Origin of the sequence: Nostoc sp. LEGE 12447, assembly GCF_015206985.1 — a bacterium.
Taxonomy (GTDB): domain Bacteria; phylum Cyanobacteriota; class Cyanobacteriia; order Cyanobacteriales; family Nostocaceae; genus Nostoc.
The window spans coordinates 20564-40335 of the sequence record NZ_JADEXT010000015.1 but is presented as its reverse complement, the minus strand read 5'-3'; the positions used below and the strand labels follow the sequence as shown (position 1 = coordinate 40335).

18 protein-coding genes are annotated in these 19772 nt (G+C 41.6%); 7 read left to right on the top strand and 11 right to left on the bottom strand.

Translation table 11 applies throughout. From position 1 onward, the window contains the following. Positions 1-116: 116 nt before the first annotated feature. Positions 117-956 (bottom strand): GNAT family N-acetyltransferase, encoded by an 840-nt coding sequence (locus IQ274_RS16905; RefSeq protein WP_163931444.1) that lies wholly within the window; start codon positions 954-956, stop codon positions 117-119. 267 nt (positions 957-1223) lie between these two features. On the opposite strand from IQ274_RS16905, the gene IQ274_RS16900 reads away from it, so the two are divergent. Then, the gene (locus IQ274_RS16900; RefSeq protein WP_163931447.1) at positions 1224-1901 is read left to right on the top strand and encodes a DUF1003 domain-containing protein; all 678 of its coding nucleotides are present in this window, start codon (positions 1224-1226) and stop codon (positions 1899-1901) included. Between the two features lie 68 nt (positions 1902-1969). Here the strand turns inward: IQ274_RS16900 and IQ274_RS16895 are convergent, their stop codons facing one another. Together IQ274_RS16895 and IQ274_RS16890 are read right to left on the bottom strand one after the other, a co-directional pair. Then, a complete protein-coding gene (locus tag IQ274_RS16895) occupies positions 1970-2752 on the bottom strand; it encodes an ABC transporter ATP-binding protein (RefSeq protein ID WP_194142925.1) in 783 nt (260 codons plus the stop codon). A 201-nt stretch (positions 2753-2953) separates the two neighbouring features. Then, positions 2954-3796 carry a methyltransferase domain-containing protein gene (locus tag IQ274_RS16890; protein ID WP_163931454.1) on the bottom strand — a complete coding sequence of 281 codons (843 nt, stop codon included), beginning with the start codon at positions 3794-3796 and terminating at the stop codon, positions 2954-2956. A gap of 238 nt (positions 3797-4034) precedes the next feature. Between IQ274_RS16890 and IQ274_RS16885 the strand changes: the two genes are divergently transcribed. Beyond that, positions 4035-5372, top strand: a complete 1338-nt coding sequence (locus IQ274_RS16885) for a TrkH family potassium uptake protein (RefSeq protein WP_163931457.1) — start codon at positions 4035-4037, stop codon at positions 5370-5372. A 265-nt stretch (positions 5373-5637) separates the two neighbouring features. Further along, entirely contained in the window at positions 5638-6333 is a 696-nt protein-coding gene (locus IQ274_RS16880; RefSeq protein ID WP_163931462.1) for an NAD-binding protein, read from the top strand. A 139-nt stretch (positions 6334-6472) separates the two neighbouring features. Here the strand turns inward: IQ274_RS16880 and IQ274_RS16875 are convergent, their stop codons facing one another. From IQ274_RS16875 to queA, 3 genes are all read right to left on the bottom strand, one after another. Continuing rightward, positions 6473-7600, bottom strand: a complete 1128-nt coding sequence (locus IQ274_RS16875; protein WP_228058228.1) for a tetratricopeptide repeat protein — start codon at positions 7598-7600, stop codon at positions 6473-6475. A gap of 195 nt (positions 7601-7795) precedes the next feature. Then, on the bottom strand, positions 7796-8416 hold the full coding sequence (locus IQ274_RS16870; RefSeq protein WP_114084080.1) for a serine O-acetyltransferase: 621 nt from the start codon (positions 8414-8416) through the stop codon (positions 7796-7798). Positions 8417-8661: 245 nt separating this feature from the next. Continuing rightward, positions 8662-9867, bottom strand: coding sequence for a tRNA preQ1(34) S-adenosylmethionine ribosyltransferase-isomerase QueA (queA, locus tag IQ274_RS16865; RefSeq protein WP_175586791.1), 1206 nt, complete (start codon positions 9865-9867; stop codon positions 8662-8664). A gap of 273 nt (positions 9868-10140) precedes the next feature. Here queA and IQ274_RS16860 point away from each other — a divergent pair, with 273 nt between their 5' ends. Beyond that, entirely contained in the window at positions 10141-10530 is a 390-nt protein-coding gene (locus IQ274_RS16860; protein WP_069068139.1) for a hypothetical protein, read from the top strand. Positions 10531-10593: 63 nt separating this feature from the next. On the opposite strand, the gene IQ274_RS16855 is transcribed toward IQ274_RS16860, so the two are convergent. Then, a complete protein-coding gene (locus IQ274_RS16855) occupies positions 10594-11136 on the bottom strand; it encodes a YraN family protein (RefSeq protein ID WP_163931472.1) in 543 nt (180 codons plus the stop codon). A 23-nt stretch (positions 11137-11159) separates the two neighbouring features. Here IQ274_RS16855 and IQ274_RS16850 point away from each other — a divergent pair, with 23 nt between their 5' ends. Then, positions 11160-11756 (top strand): pentapeptide repeat-containing protein, encoded by a 597-nt coding sequence (locus IQ274_RS16850; protein ID WP_228058227.1) that lies wholly within the window; start codon positions 11160-11162, stop codon positions 11754-11756. A gap of 62 nt (positions 11757-11818) precedes the next feature. On the opposite strand, the gene IQ274_RS16845 is transcribed toward IQ274_RS16850, so the two are convergent. After that, positions 11819-12244, bottom strand: coding sequence for a hypothetical protein (locus IQ274_RS16845; RefSeq protein WP_163931476.1), 426 nt, complete (start codon positions 12242-12244; stop codon positions 11819-11821). A 254-nt stretch (positions 12245-12498) separates the two neighbouring features. Continuing rightward, positions 12499-14274 carry an N-acetylmuramoyl-L-alanine amidase gene (locus IQ274_RS16840; protein WP_194142924.1) on the bottom strand — a complete coding sequence of 592 codons (1776 nt, stop codon included), beginning with the start codon at positions 14272-14274 and terminating at the stop codon, positions 12499-12501. 84 nt (positions 14275-14358) lie between these two features. On the opposite strand from IQ274_RS16840, the gene IQ274_RS16835 reads away from it, so the two are divergent. Continuing rightward, positions 14359-15996 carry a CTP synthase gene (locus tag IQ274_RS16835; protein ID WP_194142923.1) on the top strand — a complete coding sequence of 546 codons (1638 nt, stop codon included), beginning with the start codon at positions 14359-14361 and terminating at the stop codon, positions 15994-15996. 124 nt (positions 15997-16120) lie between these two features. Next, on the top strand, positions 16121-16543 hold the full coding sequence (locus IQ274_RS16830) for a hypothetical protein (RefSeq protein ID WP_114084087.1): 423 nt from the start codon (positions 16121-16123) through the stop codon (positions 16541-16543). A gap of 185 nt (positions 16544-16728) precedes the next feature. Here IQ274_RS16830 and speB read toward each other — a convergent pair whose 3' ends face one another. Further along, the gene (gene speB, locus IQ274_RS16825; RefSeq protein ID WP_194142922.1) at positions 16729-17772 is read right to left on the bottom strand and encodes an agmatinase SpeB; all 1044 of its coding nucleotides are present in this window, start codon (positions 17770-17772) and stop codon (positions 16729-16731) included. 270 nt (positions 17773-18042) lie between these two features. Then, the gene (locus IQ274_RS16820) at positions 18043-19635 is read right to left on the bottom strand and encodes an FAD-dependent oxidoreductase (RefSeq protein ID WP_194142921.1); all 1593 of its coding nucleotides are present in this window, start codon (positions 19633-19635) and stop codon (positions 18043-18045) included. Between the last annotated feature and the right edge of the window lie 137 nt (positions 19636-19772).

Sequence of the window (19772 nt, the reverse complement as noted above, 5' to 3'; positions counted from 1 at the left end):
TTTTAAATAGGGTTTGAGATGCGCTTACTCTGGTGTTTTAGGAGATGGAGGTGCGATCGCAGTTTACATATCCTGCCATAGAAAGTAATTTAATTGGAGCGATCGCTTTATTATGTTTACTCCTTTGAGGTGAATGAGTATTCGTGCCAATCGCTTAGGGGGCGATACCCAATCGCTTGATAAATATGATTGGCTGTAGGATTGGCTAAATCTGCTATGAGGAAACAATGGCGGCATCCCTGGTCTAGCAGTTTTTGGCTTAACGCTGCGACACAGGCAGTAGCATATCCTTTGCGACGATACTTTGGTGGTGTATAAGCTAAATTGATCCGACCAATTGTAGGTAACACTTGTTTACTAGACGCAATTGAAACTGGAGTGCTATCAACCCAAAAATAAGTATTCTGCTGTTTCAACCGATTATCTACCTGGTGTTCGACATCTTCGCTCACTGCCTCATCTATCTCAGAGAAAAATGCAGAAAGCCACTCGAGCAAAAGAGAGCGATCGCTTTCAGTTGCCAGTCTGAGATATCCTCTGGTCGTTGAGACTCTTTGCACTGCCGTTAATTGGTAAATTTTCATTACCATCGACCGTTGATAGAATTGTCCTGTCAGCGTTTGCCAAGTTTGCGAGAATATTTCTGCTTCAGTTGCCAGTCCCATGCTTCCTGGCAGTTTTTCTTGACGCAAATCTTGAGCAATCAACCGCAGAGCATCAATATTCTGGGCTTTGGATAGGATCAATTTTCTGGGTGGGGTGCGGATGGCAACAGCCAGAATCTCGCCACTTGTTTGGACAATTGCTAAATAAGGCTTACCCAGATAATGTTCTGGGTTATGCAACAAGGTATGCAAGATATTGAGCAATACATTATTTTCTACCTGATGCTGAAGTAAGTAAGCCTGAGTGCAGTCCCAAAATTCCTGAATGTTGTCAAATTTATGTAGTTGCATGATTTGCCTGACTCACGAACCAAGTAAAGAGTTGTGCTATCTAGAACCTTCTATATTTATTATGTAGTATTTCAACATTCATTGTTACTACATAGGCTGGAATGCGATCGCTGCCTCCACACCTAAATATCTGAAGGTAGTTTTCTGTTTACCATCACTTTTTTCTATCGTTTTGAAAAATAACAATATTTGCTCCTATCGTTTAACCAGCGTAGATTAAAAGTCATCAGGATAAACACAGACAGAAATAACGCCAAGAGGTGCAACATGAATCCATTCAAAAAAGTATCGTCTAAGAATGTTGATGCCAAAGTAGTTCAAAAACCTCAAATTGTGGAGATACAACCAGCAGTCCAAAACACTTCCACTCAAGAACTGACTCGCGGACAACGCCTTGCTGATAAATTTGCAGCGCAAGTGGGTTCTTGGGGATTTCTCATTGGGCAAAGCACCGTTTTAGCCGGATGGGTTGGTATCAACTTAATGCCTGGGGTTCCCCACTGGGATGAATCACCGTTCATGATGCTTAATTTAGTGTTTTCATTTGCCTCAGCCTACACAGCACCCATCGTCTTGATGAGTCAAAATCGCCAGTCTGATACTGATCGGAAAAACTCCGAAATTGATCATCAGGTGAATTTAAGGGCTGGACAAAATATTGAACTTCTCCATGAAAAATTGGATGACTTACATACTCAGCAACTAAACGAACTAACCCAAATTGTCAAAGAACAGCAGCGAGTTCTTCATGAGCTTAAAGTAAGTCTAGTGAATGAATCTAAAGAGGTTAAAGAGATTAAAGAGTTTAAAGTGAGTGTATTGCCAGGAATATATGTCCAAAATGGCGCTCAATTACCCAAGCAAGTTATTGTTAATAAAGCTTTCAATTTTGACCAACCAATTGGTGACAATAACAAAGTTATTGATAAGTTAATCCGTCGATAAATATTTCAGATAAAGAAGGCATTTTTCAAGGGTACATTTGGCTGACTTGCATCAGAAAAGTAATTGAGTCATGACGACACAGCAGAAATTGCACAAACTTGTAAACCCACAGGTGTGTGAATAATTACAGATTCCACACCAAATACTTGAGCGATCGCACTTGGTGTCAGAACTTCTTCAGGTTTGCCAACTTCCCAAAGATGACCTTGTTTTAATAAAGCAATGCGAGAACTATATCGTGCCGCTAGATTCAGTTCGTGTAGAACGGTAACAATAGTTAATTCTTGCTGTTGATTCAGATTTTTTAGTAGTTCTAATAATTGTAATTGATAGTTGATATCTAAAAAAGTTGTAGGTTCATCTAATAGTAAAACTTTTGGTTCTTGCGCTAGTGCTAAAGCTAAAAAAGCGCGTTGCCTTTCACCACCGGAAAGTTCTTCAACTAAGCGATCGCTCAATTCTTCTAGTTGCGTCTTTTTAATTGCAGCTTCTACTTTTATCCAATCTTGGGTGTTTAACTCCCATTGCCACCAAGATTGATGTGGCGTGCGTCCTAAACTTACTAATTGTCGCACTGTTAAGCCTACGGGAACGGTTTGTTGTTGCGGTAATAATGCGAGTTTCTGGGCAACCAAATTTGGGGGTTGAGAGTGAATTGCTTTGCCATCAAGTAGAACTGTTCCTTGCTGTGGGGAAAGAATACGACTCAGCAATTTTAATAAAGTAGATTTACCTGAACCATTAGCACCAACTAAACTCAACCATTCTCCTGTTTGTAGAGTGAGGTTAATGTCTTGAACAATTGGTACTGTGGTGTAACCGCCTGTGAGGTTTTGCAGTTCGAGTGGCATTTCAGCAATTTAACAATAAGAAACTTAATTTTAGAAGGTTTCCCCGATATCTGCATGAGAATTTACAAGATTTGCGATCGCTAAACTTTCTGAATCATACCTGCTGCGATCGCTCTAAATCTTGTATTAAGTATAAGAATGTATCACTAGGAACATCTACTTCAATGCTCCTAGATTACATCTTTTTGCTGAAGTGGAATTCTACTTATTGCCGCACAATAAGCCAAATCGAATTAACCCACGCTCATAACCGCGACGCATTAATCCCAGAGATAATGCCCCTTGGATGGTAGTCCAACCAGCATTTAGTAAACCCCAAAGCGCTTGGGGAGTGAATGCAGAATCAATTACCACATTCCAAAAGGGGGCGACAGCAGTTGACCAATCAGTAGTGCGAATATTATGTAATGGTAGCTGGTGTGCGATCGCTTCATACTCTGGCAAAGAAATCACATAAGGCAAGCAATAAACTCGATAAATATCCTGCAAATGCTTTTCCTCATCAGGCGTTAGTGGGGATTCATCAGTTGGTCGATGACACCAAGTCACCATAATTAACTTACCGCCAGGCTTCAATACTCGATAGCACTCTTGGAGAAACTTGGTTTTATCTGGCATGTGTTCACCGCTTTCTAGCGACCAAACCAAGTCAAAAGAATCGTCAGCAAAGGGCATTGCTTGAGCATTTGCGACTTGGAATTGTGTTCTTAGGCTCAAATTAGCCTCCATTGCGCGTTCCGTTGCTCTCGCGGCTTGTACAGGACTCAGTGTAATCCCTGTAGCCTTAGCATTAAACTTTTGTGCGAGGTATAAAGAACTGCCGCCAATGCCACAACCCACATCTAGGATATTGTCAGCGGCTTGTACCCCTGCCCAATTCAGCAGTTCTTCGATTAAATCAATTTGAGCCTGACGACGGTCTTTTTTCTGGGTACCATCAGCACCGTAATAGCCGTGGTGCATGTGTTCGCCCCAAATCTGTTCCCACAGACCGGAGGAAGCATCGTAAAATTGCTGAATTTGCTGGTAAAGTGTTGCGCTCATGAAAAAAGCTGTGTTAAGACAAAGCCGAATTAAAAAAACATACACATTAGGCTACCATGTGTGTTTTTAATTAAAATAGGGTCTTTTGGTTTGCAGGGATCATAAACTCCGGTTTCTCTTCCCTGGAAAATTTTACTGATTTTACCTTAATAAGCTGCCTTCGCTGTCGTTTGCATACCGGATGCTTCCGGGATGCCTAGCATGATTGAGTTTTTTAATTTGAAATTTTCAATTAATTATGACTGTTGCTCGCACAATTTGTTTGGGTTTTCTAACTGTCATCACTGTAGGTACTATTCTGTTGATGATGCCTTTCTCGACTAGCAATGGTACGTGGAATGACCTGATTGTGGCATTATTCACCTCGACATCCGCAGTTTGTGTCACAGGTTTATCAGTAGTTGATCCTGGTACTTATTTTTCCTTTTGGGGCCAGTTGTTTATTACGCTATTAGTTCAGATTGGCGGTTTGGGCTACATGACAACTACCACGTTTCTGATTTTGCTCATTGGTCGTAGGTTTGATATGCGGCAAAAAATAGCGATTCAACAAGCTTTAGACCGACCGGGGATGAGTGGTAGCGCCCAAGTTATCCGTTCAATTATTGCCACCACTTTAATTTTTGAAATTACAGGTATATTTTTACTTCTACCAGCTTTTGTTCCTGAGTATGGATGGAGTAAGGGACTTTGGTTAGCAATTTTTCATAGTATTAATGCTTGGAATAATGCTGGTTTTAGTTTATTTAAAGATAACTTAATTGGTTATCAGTCATCCTTTTTAGTAGTCTTCACCATTACAATACTAATTATATTTGGGGGAATTGGGTATCAAGTAATTTTGGAAATGTACTTTTGGTTCCGCGATCACATTTTCAAAAAATCTATTAAAACCCAAAGATTTTCTCTCGACTTTAAAGTTGCAACCAGTACAACCTTGATATTATTATTACTAGGGCTAGTTGCTTTTTTCTGTATAGAGATCAGAAACCCTGAAACATTTGGCGATCTAAGTTTACGTGACCAGATATTAGTAGCTTGGTTTCAATCTGTTACTCCCAGAACTGCTGGTTTTAATACCATCGATATTGGCAAAATGACCACAGCTGGTCTATTTATTACGATTGCGCTGATGTTTATTGGTGCAAGTCCAGGTGGTACTGGAGGAGGACTGAAAACAACAACCTTGAGAGTCTTAACCAGTTGCACTAAAGCTATTCTCCAGGGGAAAGAAGAAGTTTTATTGTACGATCGCAAAATAGCAATATCTTTAATTTTGAAAGCTGTGGGTGTGTTGGTGGGTTCAATAGCAACCGTGATTTTAGCTACGATTTTAATCAGCCTCACAGATCCAAAATTAGATTTTATTCAAATTTTGTTTGAAGTGGTATCAGCCTTCGCCACTGTAGGGCTTTCTACAGGCATTACAGCAAGTATTTCTACAGCAGCAAAGCTCATCTTAATTGTGACGATGTACGTTGGACGAGTAGGTATTTTACTTTTGATGTCTGCTGTACTAGGAGATCCACGCCCTACCAGAATTCACTATCCTGAAGAAAATTTACTCGTAGGATAATACAGCAGATTGCAACAGGCATGAGGTAGAGATAATCGTAGGGGCACAACATGTTGTGCCCCTACCCATGTACTTCATTTACCTGAAATATGCTGTAAGTAGGGCAGATGAGGGAGAATAATAATTGCTAACTCCTAACTCCTAACTTATAACTACTGACCAAACTGATAAAATATACATTGAAGGCAAAAAATAAAATTTTTAATTCAAGCTGTATGAGTGTTTTTTGCCCTAAATACAGGGAGCCATAATAAGGATAACAAAGGTGAATCTGTCATCATTAAGTTTTTTTCGCAGTTTACGTAAAGATAATCAGCAATTTGCTGTAATTGGGTTAGGTCGCTTTGGTAGGTCTGTCTGTTTTACACTGCACAATTTTGGCTATCAAGTGCTAGCAACAGATATTGATGAAAAACGAGTTTCAGAAGCATTAACTGAGGGAATAGTTGATCATGCCTTGCAACTAGACTCTACAGAACCAGCCGCACTCAAAGAAGCTGGAATTTTTGAATTTGATACTGTAATTGTAGCGATTGGCAACTACGTTCAGGAAAGCATTATAACCACTCTAAATGTGAAAGAGGCTGGTGTACCCCACGTAGTTGCCAAAGCTTCTAGTGAAGTTCATAGTAAACTGTTGCGGCGAGTCGGAGCAGATCATGTTGTTTTTCCTGAATATGAAGCGGGCTGTGCCTTAGCACGTACACTTACCAAACCAGCAATCTTAGATCGGTTTGACCTAGACCCAGATAACAGTATTGTAGAGTTGATTGTGCCTGATGAATTTCACGACAAAACAATCACTGAGCTTCAACTTCGTAACCGCTACGGTTTAAATTTGCTAGCAGTGAGCCAGGATGGTAAATTTATTATTAATCCTGACCCCACTAAGCGTTTAGAGCGTGGTTCAGCAATGGTTGTTATTGGTTGCAATAAAGATATCAATCGTTTGCCGATTTAAAAAATTTATAAGTCATTCAATTTTAGATTTAAGATTTTTCCTTCAATCCAAGTTGCACTGTAAGCACACCAAAATTACTACTCAAAATCTAAAATTGGCAGAGTTAGAAGTTATTAATTTATTTCTAACTCTGATTTTTTTATTGTCCGGAACTCGTTGAAGTAGATTGTTGTTCAACTGAGACAGGGTTTTCTAGTTGATTTGACGTTTGTGGCTCAGGTGTTTGTATTACATTACTTGTGTTGTCTGAAGCCTCAGAAGGAGTAGCTGTTTGACTGGCTTGAGGCTGTTGTGGCTGAATTTTCTGGGCAATTTGTTGCATTAGTTGTTCTATTTTCTGAGCTTGCTCAATGTTCCCTCGCTCACGATACTCAGTATGGGCACGTTTCAAAACTCCATTAGCTTTCTTGATGTCGCCTTGATTATATAAAGTGACTCCCAAATTATAGTAAGCTGAGGCGTTTTTAGGATTTAGGCGAATAGCTTGCCGATAAACAGAAATAGCCTCAGAAGCTTGGCCTTGGATTGCTAGTAAATTTGCCATGTTGTTATAAGCTGTGGCATTTTGAGGATCTACTTGCAAGGCTTGACGATAAGTTGCGATCGCTTGCTCTGTTTGACCTTGTTGTTGCAAGGCGATCGCTAAGTTAAAATAAGCGTTGGCATTGCTGCTATCTAAATTAATTGCTTGTTGGTATGTTGCGATCGCTTCCGGTAGCTGTCCTTGTTCATACAGAACCAATCCCAGATTATACAGCGCTGCTACCTTTGTGGGATCTATCACCAGGCTTTGACGATAAGCCGTAATCGCAGCATCTTTTTGTCCCTGACGATGCAGCACTAACCCTAAGTTGTAATAAGCTTCACTAAAATTAGGATTAATCCTAATCGCCTCTGTATATTCTTGTAAAGCTACATCTAGGCGATTTTGCTCCATGAATATATTACCCAGATAATTTAGCGCAGCCCCAAGGCTAGGATCTCGCTGCAACGCCTGACGAAAGGCATATTCTGCACCCTGTAAGTCTTTGCGGTTATAGCGCGTGACTCCCTGTTGGAAAAAGCTAGCTGCTTCAAGATCCTGAGAAATTGCGGTTTCTGCTAGCAGCTTGCTTCCTGGAAAATTAGTAATTGTTGGTGCAGCTAAGACCAAAAACGCAGAGAAAGCAAACAGAAGTCTGAACAGGGGCTTTTTCTGAACAGAGTTTTGGTGAAATAAGAAGTGTAACCAGGGCTGAGTTTGACTTTTTCTAGACAGGAGTGACATAGATGTACTTATGCTCATATCTTTATAAGTCAGAGTACCCACCACAGCATGAAAAATTGCAAATCAAAAAATTAAGAATTTCTCACTTTGGGAGCATCCGACTTTTGTAAAAACACCCTTCTCCTTGTTCAGTTGCTCTGCATACCGTAATTAGTGCGATATTCTATAGGTTTTATAATCTGTTAATAAACAAATTTAAATCAACTGCTCTTTTACTTTCACGCCATCTCTCTTGATTATATAAGCTGGAACACCGACAACAACACAATTACTGGGAACATCTTTGACTACAACTGCATTTGCTCCTACTATCACATTATCATTTATAGTGACGTTGCCAATCACTTTTGCACCTGAACTTATGATTACATTGTTGCCAATTGTCGGAAAATTATTTTTACTGCTGTATCCTATTGTCACCTGTTGATTAATCCAGCAATTATCACCAATGCTTCTTGCATTTACTATAGTACTAAAGCCATGTTGAATAAATAGTCCAGAACCAATATTATCGCAATATAAAAATAGACTTGGACATTCTTTATAAAAGAATTTTATAATATGCATCAGTACCAATCCTAGAAAGTTACCTTTTTTAATTCTGTAATAGTAAAGACTTCTGAATTCGGGATATTTATAAAGCAAATATAGCAAGTTAACCCAGTCAGAAGTATCAACTAGCTCAACTATCTTTGACCATCGTCTTACATCCACAAGAATCACTTCTTTCTTTGTAGTGACGATAAACAATATGAGCATCGGAGCATTCATTATCTGGATGATAGTTTTGACCAATTTTATTATGAAGTCACGCATAAAATTACTCCTATAGGAATCCGGTTTGATTACTTAACGTATTTGCGTAGGTAGGTAGGGAATCTGACTTTTCACAGCATCTGGAAAACCTCTCTCTAAATCTCTCTCCTATTAGGAGAGAGACTTTGAATTTCCCCCTTCCCGCATCGGGAAGGGGGTTAGGGGGTTAGGTTTTTCGTGGACTTTTCCACATAACGTGCAAAGTCAGGTAGGGAATAGGTAACAGGGAACAGGGAACATTGCCCTCATGCTTGACTCAGAACTCTTATGGCTTCCGGCAAAATTAGCATAGCATCACCAAAGGAATAGAAACGATACTCAAAAGCGATCGCTTCGTTGTATATATTCAATAGCCGTTGTCTGCCAATTAGCGCACTTACCAACATCAGCAAACTAGAACGTGGTAGGTGAAAATTGGTAATCAAACCATCCACCACCCGCCACTGGTAGCCGGGATAAATAAACAAGTCTGTTTTACCGCAAAATGGTTGTAAATTCCCAGATTTAGCCGCCCCTTCCAAAGCCCTGACTGCCGTTGTTCCCACAGCAATAATTCGACCGCCAGCAGCTTTAGTGGCGCGAATTTGCTCTACTGTGGCGGCGGGGACTTCAATCCATTCTTCATGCATCTGGTGGGTAGTTACGTCTTCCACTTCCACAGGGCGAAAAGTGCCGACACCAACGTGTAGCGTGACAAAAGCTTGATTGATATTGCGATCGCGCAGCTTTTGTAATAATTCTGGGGTAAAGTGTAATCCTGCTGTAGGTGCTGCGATCGCTCCTGGCTGTTCGGCATAAACTGTCTGATACTGCTCATCAGCAGCTGAGGAGGTAGTAATGTAGGGTGGTAGCGGTACTTCACCAAATACCTCTAACAATTGCACCAAAGGCTTTCCTTCTGGCACATCAAATTGCAACAAACGCCCCCCAGTTGCTGCATCTGTTTCTAAAACTGTAGCCGTGAGTTTGGGACTGGGAACTGGGGACTGGGGACTAGGGACTAGGGAAGAATCTTCCCAATCCCCAATCTCTAATCCCCAACCCCCAGTCCCCGCTTGCTTTGCTTCAAAAATAATCTTCGTTCCCTGTTTGAAGCTTTTTCCTGGCTTAACTAAAGCTAACCAACAGTTATACTGCCGTTCTTCCAACAGCAACACCTGGATTTTAGCACCAGTGGTTTTATGACCATAAAGCCGAGCTGGAATAACTCTTGTATTGTTCATGACCAACAAATCACCAGAGCGTAGCAGTGCAGGCAAATCATGGAAAATATGGTGAGATGCTTCTGTTTCAGTGCCTGTAGTGGGAGAATTAACTACCAGTAACCGGGAACTATCTCTAGGAACTGCTGGGTTTTGGGCAATGAGTTCTGGAGGTAGTGTGTAGTCATAGCCTGCTACCGAGCAATCTAATTCAAAATTTTTTTCTTTGGGGCTAGATGTATCTTTCAACTTGGCTTGTACTAGTTTTTGCTTTATTTAGTATTTATACTCTCTGACAAAAAGCTGTTTTTAGCTTTCCCTTATATTGGAACTTTAAGGCATCTTTGCCCAATTTTGTCGCGAGGCTATAAGATTGTTACTATTAAGTAACACGGAAAAATTAACATAAAAACTGGGTAAACCTCCCCATCTAAAAACGGGGGCTTTTACCCTACCGGGAACAGGCACTGATTGACGAATATAGATATGTAGGATTGGCTTTGATCCCAAGCACCAACAAACATGGAATACTTGTACTATCTGGCGAATGCCAGTCTAACCCTGAGGGTCGTTCAACACCTGCACGCTAGACCCCAGACACCAGTTTCGTTCGTCACCGTAATTCATCAAATTGATGGCTGGGTGGTTAGGATCAAACTCAGAGGTCAAGTCTCGCCCCAAGAAGATGGCGACTTTCGGGCTTTTCTAAATGAATTAGGAATTAGCTATGAGCCACCAATGAGGGTGCAAATGGCACTTTGGAGTTTAGAAGCGGGACAATGCCCTGTGGACGTGATGCGTCGCTATCAGGTAGCGATCGTTTCTCATGGTAGTCCAGAGAGAGACGAAATCGAAGCTTTCCGGCAACAGTTTGTCAGGGGCTTAGGCTACTGTCCAGAAACTTTGGCGTAATACCGTTTGGTTGTAACGCCAGTACATAATTATTGGTAATTAAGATATTTTATCCATTACCAATTAACCATTATCAATTGAAGAGTCGAAAGCTGCCAGAATGTATTCTTGCAGCTTAAACTTATATTCGGCTGTTGATGAAGTAGCAAGAGCTTCCTGAGTTGCGATAACCGCAGTCTGATTTTTTGATATCCTTTGACAGTAGACAATAGCAACATCAAATCGGCAAGAATAATCCGCCTTTTCAGGGTACTGGGCTAAGAATATTCCAGCTGTCCGTGAGATTTTTGCTTGCTTTTGTGGGGTGATGGCGCTTCTTCCCCCTGCATCCCAATTCCCTGAACTGCGGGTTTTGACTTCAACAAATGCCAATAATGAGTGCTGAGTGCTGTTAGCGGTAGCGGGGTGTTTAGCCCGTAAGGAGTGTTGAGTATGGAGTTTTTCCCCAGTTTGTCCATGATGTTGAGCAATAATATCGATTTCTCCATAACGGCTAGAAAAGCGACGATGCAGAATTATCCAACCTGTAGATTGCAACCATTGGGCAACTAGGTCTTCTCCTAAATGACCAATATCTGGATAATGAGATGGAGGAAGTTTAGCCATTGACGAAAAATATCATAAATTCTATGAATTCTAGATTAAGCGATGCCTGCGGCGGGCTATGCCTACGCACAGCAGGTTCTAAACTCGACTCATCCCGAACACAATTCGGGTTGAAGCGTCAGACAGACTATCACTTTTGGACAAATATACTCAGCTTATTCTTGTGGGGAATAATTGGCATCACCGCAACGCTCGGTTTTGCTCCAACAGCTTTGGCACTCGAATATAATAAAGAGATTTTGGTCGAGGCTGATTTTTCAGGACGTGATTTAACAGATTCCAGCTTTACCAAAGCTAATCTTCGCCAGAGCAACTTCAGCCATGCTAATTTGAACGGTGTCAGTTTCTTTGCAGCAAATTTGGAGTCTGCAAATTTAGAGGCAGCTGACTTGAGAAATTCCACTTTAGACTCGGCTCGTTTAGTTAGGGCAAATTTGACAAATGCACTGTTAGAGGGTGCTTTTGCTGCTAACGCCAGATTTGATGGCGCAATCATTGACGGGGCAGATTTTACCGATACGCTGCTGCGTTCGGATGAGCAAAAAAAATTGTGCAAACTTGCCAAAGGGACTAATCCAACCACAGGACGAGATACGCGTGACACGTTGTTTTGTCCTTAGTATTTTCTACTGGAATTGGGAATGGAGAATGGGGCATTGGGCATGGGGCATTCCCTACTAACCTACCAACCAAGGGCCCCAATCTTTTGACAAACAATTTTCATTCCTTTGCCTGGTGAAGAATTGGCGACAAAAGGTATTTCTCCTTTCTCCTTATCCTCTTGAAGTAGCTGTCCCTCTGAACTGTAAATGGCAATGTGATTCCGAAAAAGCCGCGATTCGGAACATGATGCATCAAATGTAGTCTCGAAGATGCCATCTCCGTACATACCGTAAAGTTTGTACGTTGTACCCTTAATAGTTTTTGTATCTAAAGCTACGCTGTTCCCTAATTTATCATGCCCCACAGTAATATATCTTTGTGCATCTTGGGCGATCGCTGAGTCAACGCCTTCAGCGATCGCTGCGCCAACACCTCCGGCGATCGCACTACCATTGCTCAATAAGATAGCGATCGCTCCTACCATACCGCCGATTTTAAAATACATACGGTTTCAAAATATAAGATTTGATATATTTTTACCCGCAATCAAAGTTGTTCTGGCATGGTAGAAGCACTGAAAAGTTAAATCGCTGACAACTTTCACGAAGTTGGCGATCTGAATACGGCGAATTTTCACAAATCTAGGACTTATGCAAATAATAGCCAAAACTTTGTAGGGGCAATTCATGAATTGCCTCTACAATCTTTCGTTTGGCATAAGAAATAAAATTGCTATAGCTCGTAAGTTTAACTCCCGATCTATCGAACACTCCGAAACCACTCAGTAATCCCCTGAGCGATCGCATCAGCCATTTTCTTCTGTTCTTTTGGGTTCACTACCTGCTCAAATTCATCGGGATTGCTCATAAAACCCAATTCCAGTAACACCGATGGCGCAGCTGCTGGGCGTGTCAGCGCTAGGTTGTCCCAAAACACACCATAAGAAGGTTTGCCGAGTTTTTTAACAACATAGGTCTGTAAAAATATTGCCAGGCTGTGGGCTTGGGGTTGATACCAAAAAGCGGCGAATCCCTTGGTTTTTTCAGCATCACCGTCATCGGGTAAGGAGTTATGATGTATGGAAATAGCGATCTCAGGTTCTTCTTTACTAATAATTGCCTGACGTTCTGCTAGAGAAACTTCCTTATCGTCCTCCCGCGTCATCACTACCGTTGCTCCTCGCTTCACCAAATCGTCCCGCAGCAACTTAGATACCACCAAATTCACATCTTTTTCTAAATATCCAGTTGGGCCACTGGCACCAGATTCTTTACCGCCATGCCCTGGATCGAGTACAATCTTGAGATTAGCTAAAGGCTTGCGTCTTGTGTTCCCAATATTAGGCGGATGACGCAAAGCTAAAACCAGGGTTGTACCGTCGTATCTCAGCTTATATCCCCACTGTTGAGCTTTTTTGAGGTTAAAGGTGTATTTTACTTGTTCTGGAGCCTCCTGTTGCCAATCTAGCCGAGAAATTAGAGGGTCATCATCCAGGCGAATAATGTCCGTTTGGGCAGTAGTATTGTAGAGAGTGAGAGCGAGAGCTTTCTCACTTTGTTGTACGCTCACAGGTACGGGAACTTGTAAGGGGAAAAATATCTCTGTCGCACCAGGGAGTTGACGGTATCCGACACTGCGAATTATTGTTTGTGGCGGAATTGCACCAGGTAGAATGCGAGTTTCCTGACTATTAATCCAAGCGCCATAGTCTAGGCGCAACCATTCACCTTCCTTACCTGTTACTGTTGCGCGTGTGCCTTTAGGCAGTGGTGTGAGTCGAGAATAATCGGTGCTTGGGCCAGTGCGAGCAACGCCTGACTCTACTGTAACCTCAGAAACCGGCAACTCTGCTCTTGAGAGGATTTGAATTTTACCAGTCCCTGGTTGAGTTATCGTCTTGCCATTGAGTGTTAGTTGAAACTGAGGTTTTCCCAGATCGGCGGCTGTTGCCACTGTGGTGCAACCTTTATAATTGCCTACGCTAGACTGGGCATAAGGCTGATTTTGCCCTGTCAGAGCTGCCAAATTACTTGGTAGTTGTGCCTGTTGAGGTTGAGGTAAAAGGGTAATCGTTTGATTAGCCAGGGTTACAGAGACATTGGCGTTAGGGGGTGCGACCCCTTCGGGAAGGTTCGCTAACGCGCTAAAACAAATTAGTTCTCCTGGTAGTCTGGCAATATCAGCGGCGGGAGTCAAGGAATCTTTAGCAAAGGCTACCCCCTGTGGTAGTTCAGGGCTAGTGTTAACCCTTATCACCTTAATCTTAAGTTCTTGATTCTGGCGACGCACAGTAAAAAGATTCTCTCCCAACTGCAAGGGAAAACTAGGGGAAAAATGACCAGCTTTGCTGCGGTTAATTGGCTTACTATTGATCAAAACCTCACCATCCGGTGGTGCAGTCCCCAGAAAAAAGATTTTTTGGGAACTCGTCTGGTAGTTTGTCTTGGGAAAAACGACTATAAGAGATGGCTCTGCCAATGCTACGGAGGATGTGAGAATACAGCCTAATATTACTAATCCTAAAAGGTTTTTCACAGCAAATCATAGAAGATTACACCACAATAACTGTGGCACAATGACGGGATGTATTTTTAGAAGTTGTTAGAAATTCAAACTACTATGACTAAGTTTATCTTCGTAACTGGAGGCGTAGTTTCCAGTATTGGTAAGGGCATTGTAGCAGCAAGTCTAGGGCGTTTGCTCAAGTCGCGCGGATATTCGGTGTCGATTCTCAAACTCGACCCTTATATCAATATCGATCCTGGCACAATGAGCCCTTTTCAGCATGGGGAAGTATTCGTTACCCAGGATGGTGCGGAGACAGATTTAGACTTGGGGCATTACGAACGCTTCACCGATACCTCAATGTCGCGCTTGAACTGTGTGACTACTGGCTCGATTTACCAGGCAGTCATTAATAAAGAGCGACGCGGAGACTACAATGGCGGTACTGTACAGGTTATTCCTCATATTACTAATGAAATAAAAGAGCGGATTCTGCGAGTTGCTAAAAGTACAAATCCGTCCGTAGTAATTACAGAAATTGGCGGGACGGTGGGAGATATTGAATCACTGCCGTTTTTGGAAGCGATTCGCCAGTTCCGCAAAGAGGTGGGGCGGCAACATGTACTGTATATGCACGTAACGTTGGTACCGTGGATTGCTTCTGCGGGTGAGATGAAAACTAAGCCAACACAGCATTCAGTTAAAGAACTCAGATCCATTGGTATTCAACCAGATATTTTAGTTTGTCGGAGCGATCGCCCCTTACCAAAGGGATTAAAGCAAAAATTGTCGGGATTTTGCGATGTGCCCGAAGAATGCGTCATTACTTCTCAAGATGCCAAAAGTATTTATGAAGTACCGCTAAATCTGGAACGGGAAGGAATGGCAGAACAAGTGCTGAACTTGTTGCAAATGGAGCAACGCCAACCAGATTTGACGCAGTGGCAAACCTTGGTACAACGCTTACATACTCCCAAGCATGAGCTAGAAATTGCCATTGTCGGTAAATATGTGCAGTTAAGTGATGCCTATTTATCTGTCGTGGAAGCATTAAACCATGCAGCAATTTCCACTTATGGCAAACTACGCTTGCGTTGGGTGAACTCAGAAGATTTGGAAAATGAATCAGCCGAAACTCATCTTGGGGGTGTCGATGGGGTAGTTGTGCCAGGAGGTTTTGGGGTTCGGGGAGTGGATGGCAAAATTGCCGCTATTAAATACGCACGCGATCGCCAAATTCCCTTTTTGGGTTTATGCCTGGGAATGCAATGCTCTGTAATTGAATGGGCTAGGAACATAGGGGGATTAACAGATGCTAATAGTGCTGAATTTGACCCTCATACAACGAATCCGGTAATTAATTTATTGCCAGGACAGCAGGAAGTTGTGGATTTAGGGGGTACAATGCGCTTGGGGCTATATCCTTGTCGTGTTCTTCCTGATACATTGGCTTTCAAGCTTTATCAAGAAGATGTAATTTATGAACGACATAGACATCGCTATGAGTTCAATAATGCTTACCGCGATCTCTTATTAAAGTCCGGCTATGTGATCAGTGGGACTTCTCCTGATGGACAGTTAGTTGAAATTGTGGAATTACCCAAGCACCCATTCTTTCTGGCTTGCCAATTTCATCCAGAATTTCAATCGCGTCCTAGTAGCCCTCATCCTTTATTTAAAGGGTTTATTCAAGCAGCGATCGCTCTTTCTTTGTCAACTTCAGGTACACCAACACCATTGGAGGTTTCTTAACAATTCATAATTCAAACAAATTAATTTGATTTTGAATTGGTACACAGCAACAAAAACTTAAGGCTTCAGTAGACTTGGACATACAGGGTGCATCATTCGTAAATTTCGGACTTGAGGAGATGTTGTGGCGTACTGGGTGAAAATCCTTTACGAGAGGAGAGAATATGTAGTGAATTTTGAACGTGTCCATGCTTTTTGTTATGAAGTGAATGGCAGGGTTACTTTTTGGCTACCCGATAGTGCCATTCCAATAGTCATTAATCCACAAAGTAACCTAGAAGATTATCAAAAGATTCTCGATTATTTAGAATGTGTGACAAGTTTAGAATTAGATCATGCCCACTGGGTGAAAATCCTTTACGAAAAAAATGAATATGTAATTAATCTCAACTGCATCAGTTCCTTTTGTCATGAACCTAATGGCAGGATAACTTTCTGGTTGCCAGATGGCACTATCCCCATCATCATTAATCCTGTGAGTAATCCCGAATCATATCAAAAAGTTGTGCAATACGTTCACAAAGCAACGGGCTATTCTTTATCTTAAAATTTTTAGATAGTAGAGCAAGGTTATTCAAAAAATTTTAGATTGACTCCAGCAATCAAGTCAGGGGCTTATTATTTAATTTTAAGTTTTCGACTTTCCTGGGGAATGCTACGCGAAAAGTGTGAAGATAGCTCGACTGAGCAATCGCAGAACGTCTCAGTCGAACGATTTTAGTAACTCAATAATTACGAATTCTGTTTGGACAAATCCATCAAATTTGCCAGCTTGTAAACTACCCGCGCTCCAACATTACCATCCCACTCGGCATCACCGACTTCGCAAATATCAAAGCCAATAATTTTTCTACCACTTTTGACTAATTCCCGGAACAGAAAAAATGTTTGCTCTAATTCCAATCCACCTGGAACAGGAGTACCTGTACTTGGGCAAAGTTTTGGATCTAGACCATCGACATCAAAGCTAATGTAAACATACTCAGGTAAATGACTGATAATTTCTTGGCATAAATCAAGCCAAGTTGTTCCAGAGTAAAGCTTTTGTTTAATGGCTGGGTCGTAATAGGCAATAATGCGACGATCAGATTCGTCAATCATTTGCACTTCATCATGACTAATATCACGCAAACCCACTTGCACTAGCTTGGAAATTTGCGGTATTTTCATCGCATTAAACATAATCGACGCATGGGAAAACTCAAATCCCTCATAAGCATCGCGTAAATCTGCGTGGGCATCAATGTGCAAAATGCCATAGTTGGCGTAGTTAGCTGCTAATGCTTGGAAATAACCTAACGGCGAACTGTGATCTCCACCAATAACTGCGACTCCCTTACCCTTGTTAATTGCTTCTTGGCAATTTTCAAATAGCCATTGATTTACCTGTTCCCCAGCCTGATTAATTTCTCTGAGGACAGATGTTAAATCTGGTGTATCCGAGAGTTCTTTACCTTGGGCTAATCGCTCAATAATTTTTGCTGCCAAGGCGCGGTAGTATGTATTCTTCTCTAAAATATCTTGGGGAATTTCCACCATGAAAATTCCCTGCTTCCAACCATTAGGGTTATCAAAATCGAATAAATCTAGTTGAGTTGAAGCATCAAGAATTCGCTGGGGGCCATTAGCTGTGCCTGCACCATAAGAAACAGTAACTTCCCACGGCACACCAAAGACAATCAGGTTTGCAGACTCATAATCGCAGGGCAAACCTAAGAGGTTGCCATTTATTTCACCTACGCCGCTAGGATTGTAGTCTTGTAGTTGATTACTCATCGAGTATCTTCTGGATTTACGTGGATATACAGTATGTCGCCTAGTGCAATACTGCGTAAATTAAGGTGCATACTCATTGGAGATCCCCCTTAATCCCCCTTAAAAAGGGGGAAAATAAGACATTCTTAGTCCCCTGCCTTAAGAAGGGGAAAATAAGACATTCTTAGCCCCCCTTTTTAAGGGGGGTTGGGGGGATCGACTCAAAACCTACGCAGTATTGCCGCCTAGTGGACATCTGCATTCTAATCAAAATTTTTCACAGGCGGTAAACTACAACGCCTCTATTACTTGGTCGAAATTGCGGCGATATATCTGTTGGCTGTAGTCTTCCCACTCTTTATCTGACGAGTGGGGCGATCGCTTTAATGTTGCTTCTTGGACGTATGCTATCAATGGGCGACGAAGACACTCATATTTCTCGAAGGCTTTGGCTATAGCTTGCAGATCGTTCCAGTTATTCTCTTCAGCAATTTTAGCGATGAGTGTTGTAACTATTAGCGCATCTTCCAATCCTTGATTAGCTCCTTGAGCCATGAAGGGAGGCATTCCATGTGCGGCATCGCCAACTAAGACGATTCGCCCTACACTCCAGGCTGGTGGAATTTTGGCAGGATTAGCTTCTATATTGAGGTCAGTTGGGTTAGAAACTTGTAGAGAATCCAAAATGCTAGCGGGATGAATGTAGTATGGACGTTGCTGCATTTTGGCAGGAGGAGACAGACGCACTAATTGCTTGAGCGCATCAGGAAAACCTGCTTTTTCCAATTCCTGCAAAGCTAAGTCAATTAAAGAACTTTCTGACTTTTCTTGCAACGAGTCTAAAGGCAAAGCAAGATGTATTATGTACCCAAGTTCACCAGTTGGTCTGCGAAATAATATTATCCTGATGTTATTTATACAAACATTATTTCCAGTTATTTCATCATTAGTGATTGTTACAAGTGGTGAGTCTTGAAAAAAATCTTCTTCTAGTTTTGTCAATAATTCCTTTGGTACTTCAGCTATTTCCATACAAAATATAGCTGCAAACCCAGAGTATTCAGGTCGGGCAAAATCATGATATTGAGTATCTGTGTAAAGCAGCCTACGAACTGTAGAATTAATCCCATCTGCTGCGACAATTAGTTTAGCTCTAATGGATTTTATTGCTAATTCTTGGGAGAGAATATCTGAGTTTTGAGGCTGCGGATCGTTATCTTTCTGCCCATCTATCCAATAGGCATAAGGGTTGGTTTCTATTGCTGTATCACCTATACAATCTATGCGGACAAAACCTTTTTCCGGCTCATTCACAACATTAATACAACGGTGATTAGCTTTAACTAGGTCTGGTGGAAGTAGCTGTCTGAGGGTTGTCTGTAAGTTGTACCAAGAAATTGATACTCGACCCTCGCCATAATCTTGAAACCAGTCATCAAAGCTAAGTGAATTTGACCGAATTATCTCGCCCTTTAAATTTTTGTAAACCCATTGGGGTGAAACTTTTGGAGGTTGTTGCTTTTGAGTAGGTTCGACAGTTACTTGATCATTAGACTGTTTGGGATTCAATAAACCCAGTCCAGTATTTTTGACTTCTTCGTAAGCGTTAGGATCTAAATATTTGAGAGCTTTTAATCCATTGGGGAGAAGATCCAATGTTTGTCCAATTTGACGAAAGGCGCGAGTTTGATCGATGACAAGGACATTTTCAATACCACGTTTACGTAAGCCAATGGCAGTTGCTAACCCAATAGGCCCAGCGCCAACTACTACAACATCGTAGATTTCTTGAGAGGTAGAAGAGGAAATAACAGATGTAGGTAAGGTATCAGCTTTGATTGATGTGTTTGTATGTGAATGAGGACTTGATTGAGTTTCTAGCATATTTATATATTGGATGGAACCTGGGTAATGTGGAAAGCTATAGCCATCAAGTTACATAGAATGACATAACAATATTAAAATCAAATACAAAAAGTGAGATATTTTGCGGCGAGCAGACCTTGACAGTTCGTGTTCAG

Bases quoted from the DNA above. Each gene is read 5' to 3' on its own strand.
- IQ274_RS16905 (WP_163931444.1), bottom strand. From the start codon at position 956: ATGCAACTACATAAATTTGACAACATTCAGGAATTTTGGGACTGCACT.
- IQ274_RS16900 (WP_163931447.1), top strand. From the start codon at position 1,224: ATGAATCCATTCAAAAAAGTATCGTCTAAGAATGTTGATGCCAAAGTA.
- IQ274_RS16895 (WP_194142925.1), bottom strand. From the start codon at position 2,752: ATGCCACTCGAACTGCAAAACCTCACAGGCGGTTACACCACAGTACCA.
- IQ274_RS16890 (WP_163931454.1), bottom strand. From the start codon at position 3,796: ATGAGCGCAACACTTTACCAGCAAATTCAGCAATTTTACGATGCTTCC.
- IQ274_RS16885 (WP_163931457.1), top strand. From the start codon at position 4,035: ATGACTGTTGCTCGCACAATTTGTTTGGGTTTTCTAACTGTCATCACT.
- IQ274_RS16875 (WP_228058228.1), bottom strand. From the start codon at position 7,600: ATGTCACTCCTGTCTAGAAAAAGTCAAACTCAGCCCTGGTTACACTTC.
- IQ274_RS16870 (WP_114084080.1), bottom strand. From the start codon at position 8,416: ATGCGTGACTTCATAATAAAATTGGTCAAAACTATCATCCAGATAATG.
- IQ274_RS16860 (WP_069068139.1), top strand. From the start codon at position 10,141: ATGGAATACTTGTACTATCTGGCGAATGCCAGTCTAACCCTGAGGGTC.
- IQ274_RS16855 (WP_163931472.1), bottom strand. From the start codon at position 11,136: ATGGCTAAACTTCCTCCATCTCATTATCCAGATATTGGTCATTTAGGA.
- IQ274_RS16850 (WP_228058227.1), top strand. From the start codon at position 11,160: ATGAATTCTAGATTAAGCGATGCCTGCGGCGGGCTATGCCTACGCACA.
- IQ274_RS16845 (WP_163931476.1), bottom strand. From the start codon at position 12,244: ATGTATTTTAAAATCGGCGGTATGGTAGGAGCGATCGCTATCTTATTG.
- IQ274_RS16835 (WP_194142923.1), top strand. From the start codon at position 14,359: ATGACTAAGTTTATCTTCGTAACTGGAGGCGTAGTTTCCAGTATTGGT.
- speB (WP_194142922.1), bottom strand. From the start codon at position 17,772: ATGAGTAATCAACTACAAGACTACAATCCTAGCGGCGTAGGTGAAATA.
- IQ274_RS16820 (WP_194142921.1), bottom strand. From the start codon at position 19,635: ATGCTAGAAACTCAATCAAGTCCTCATTCACATACAAACACATCAATC.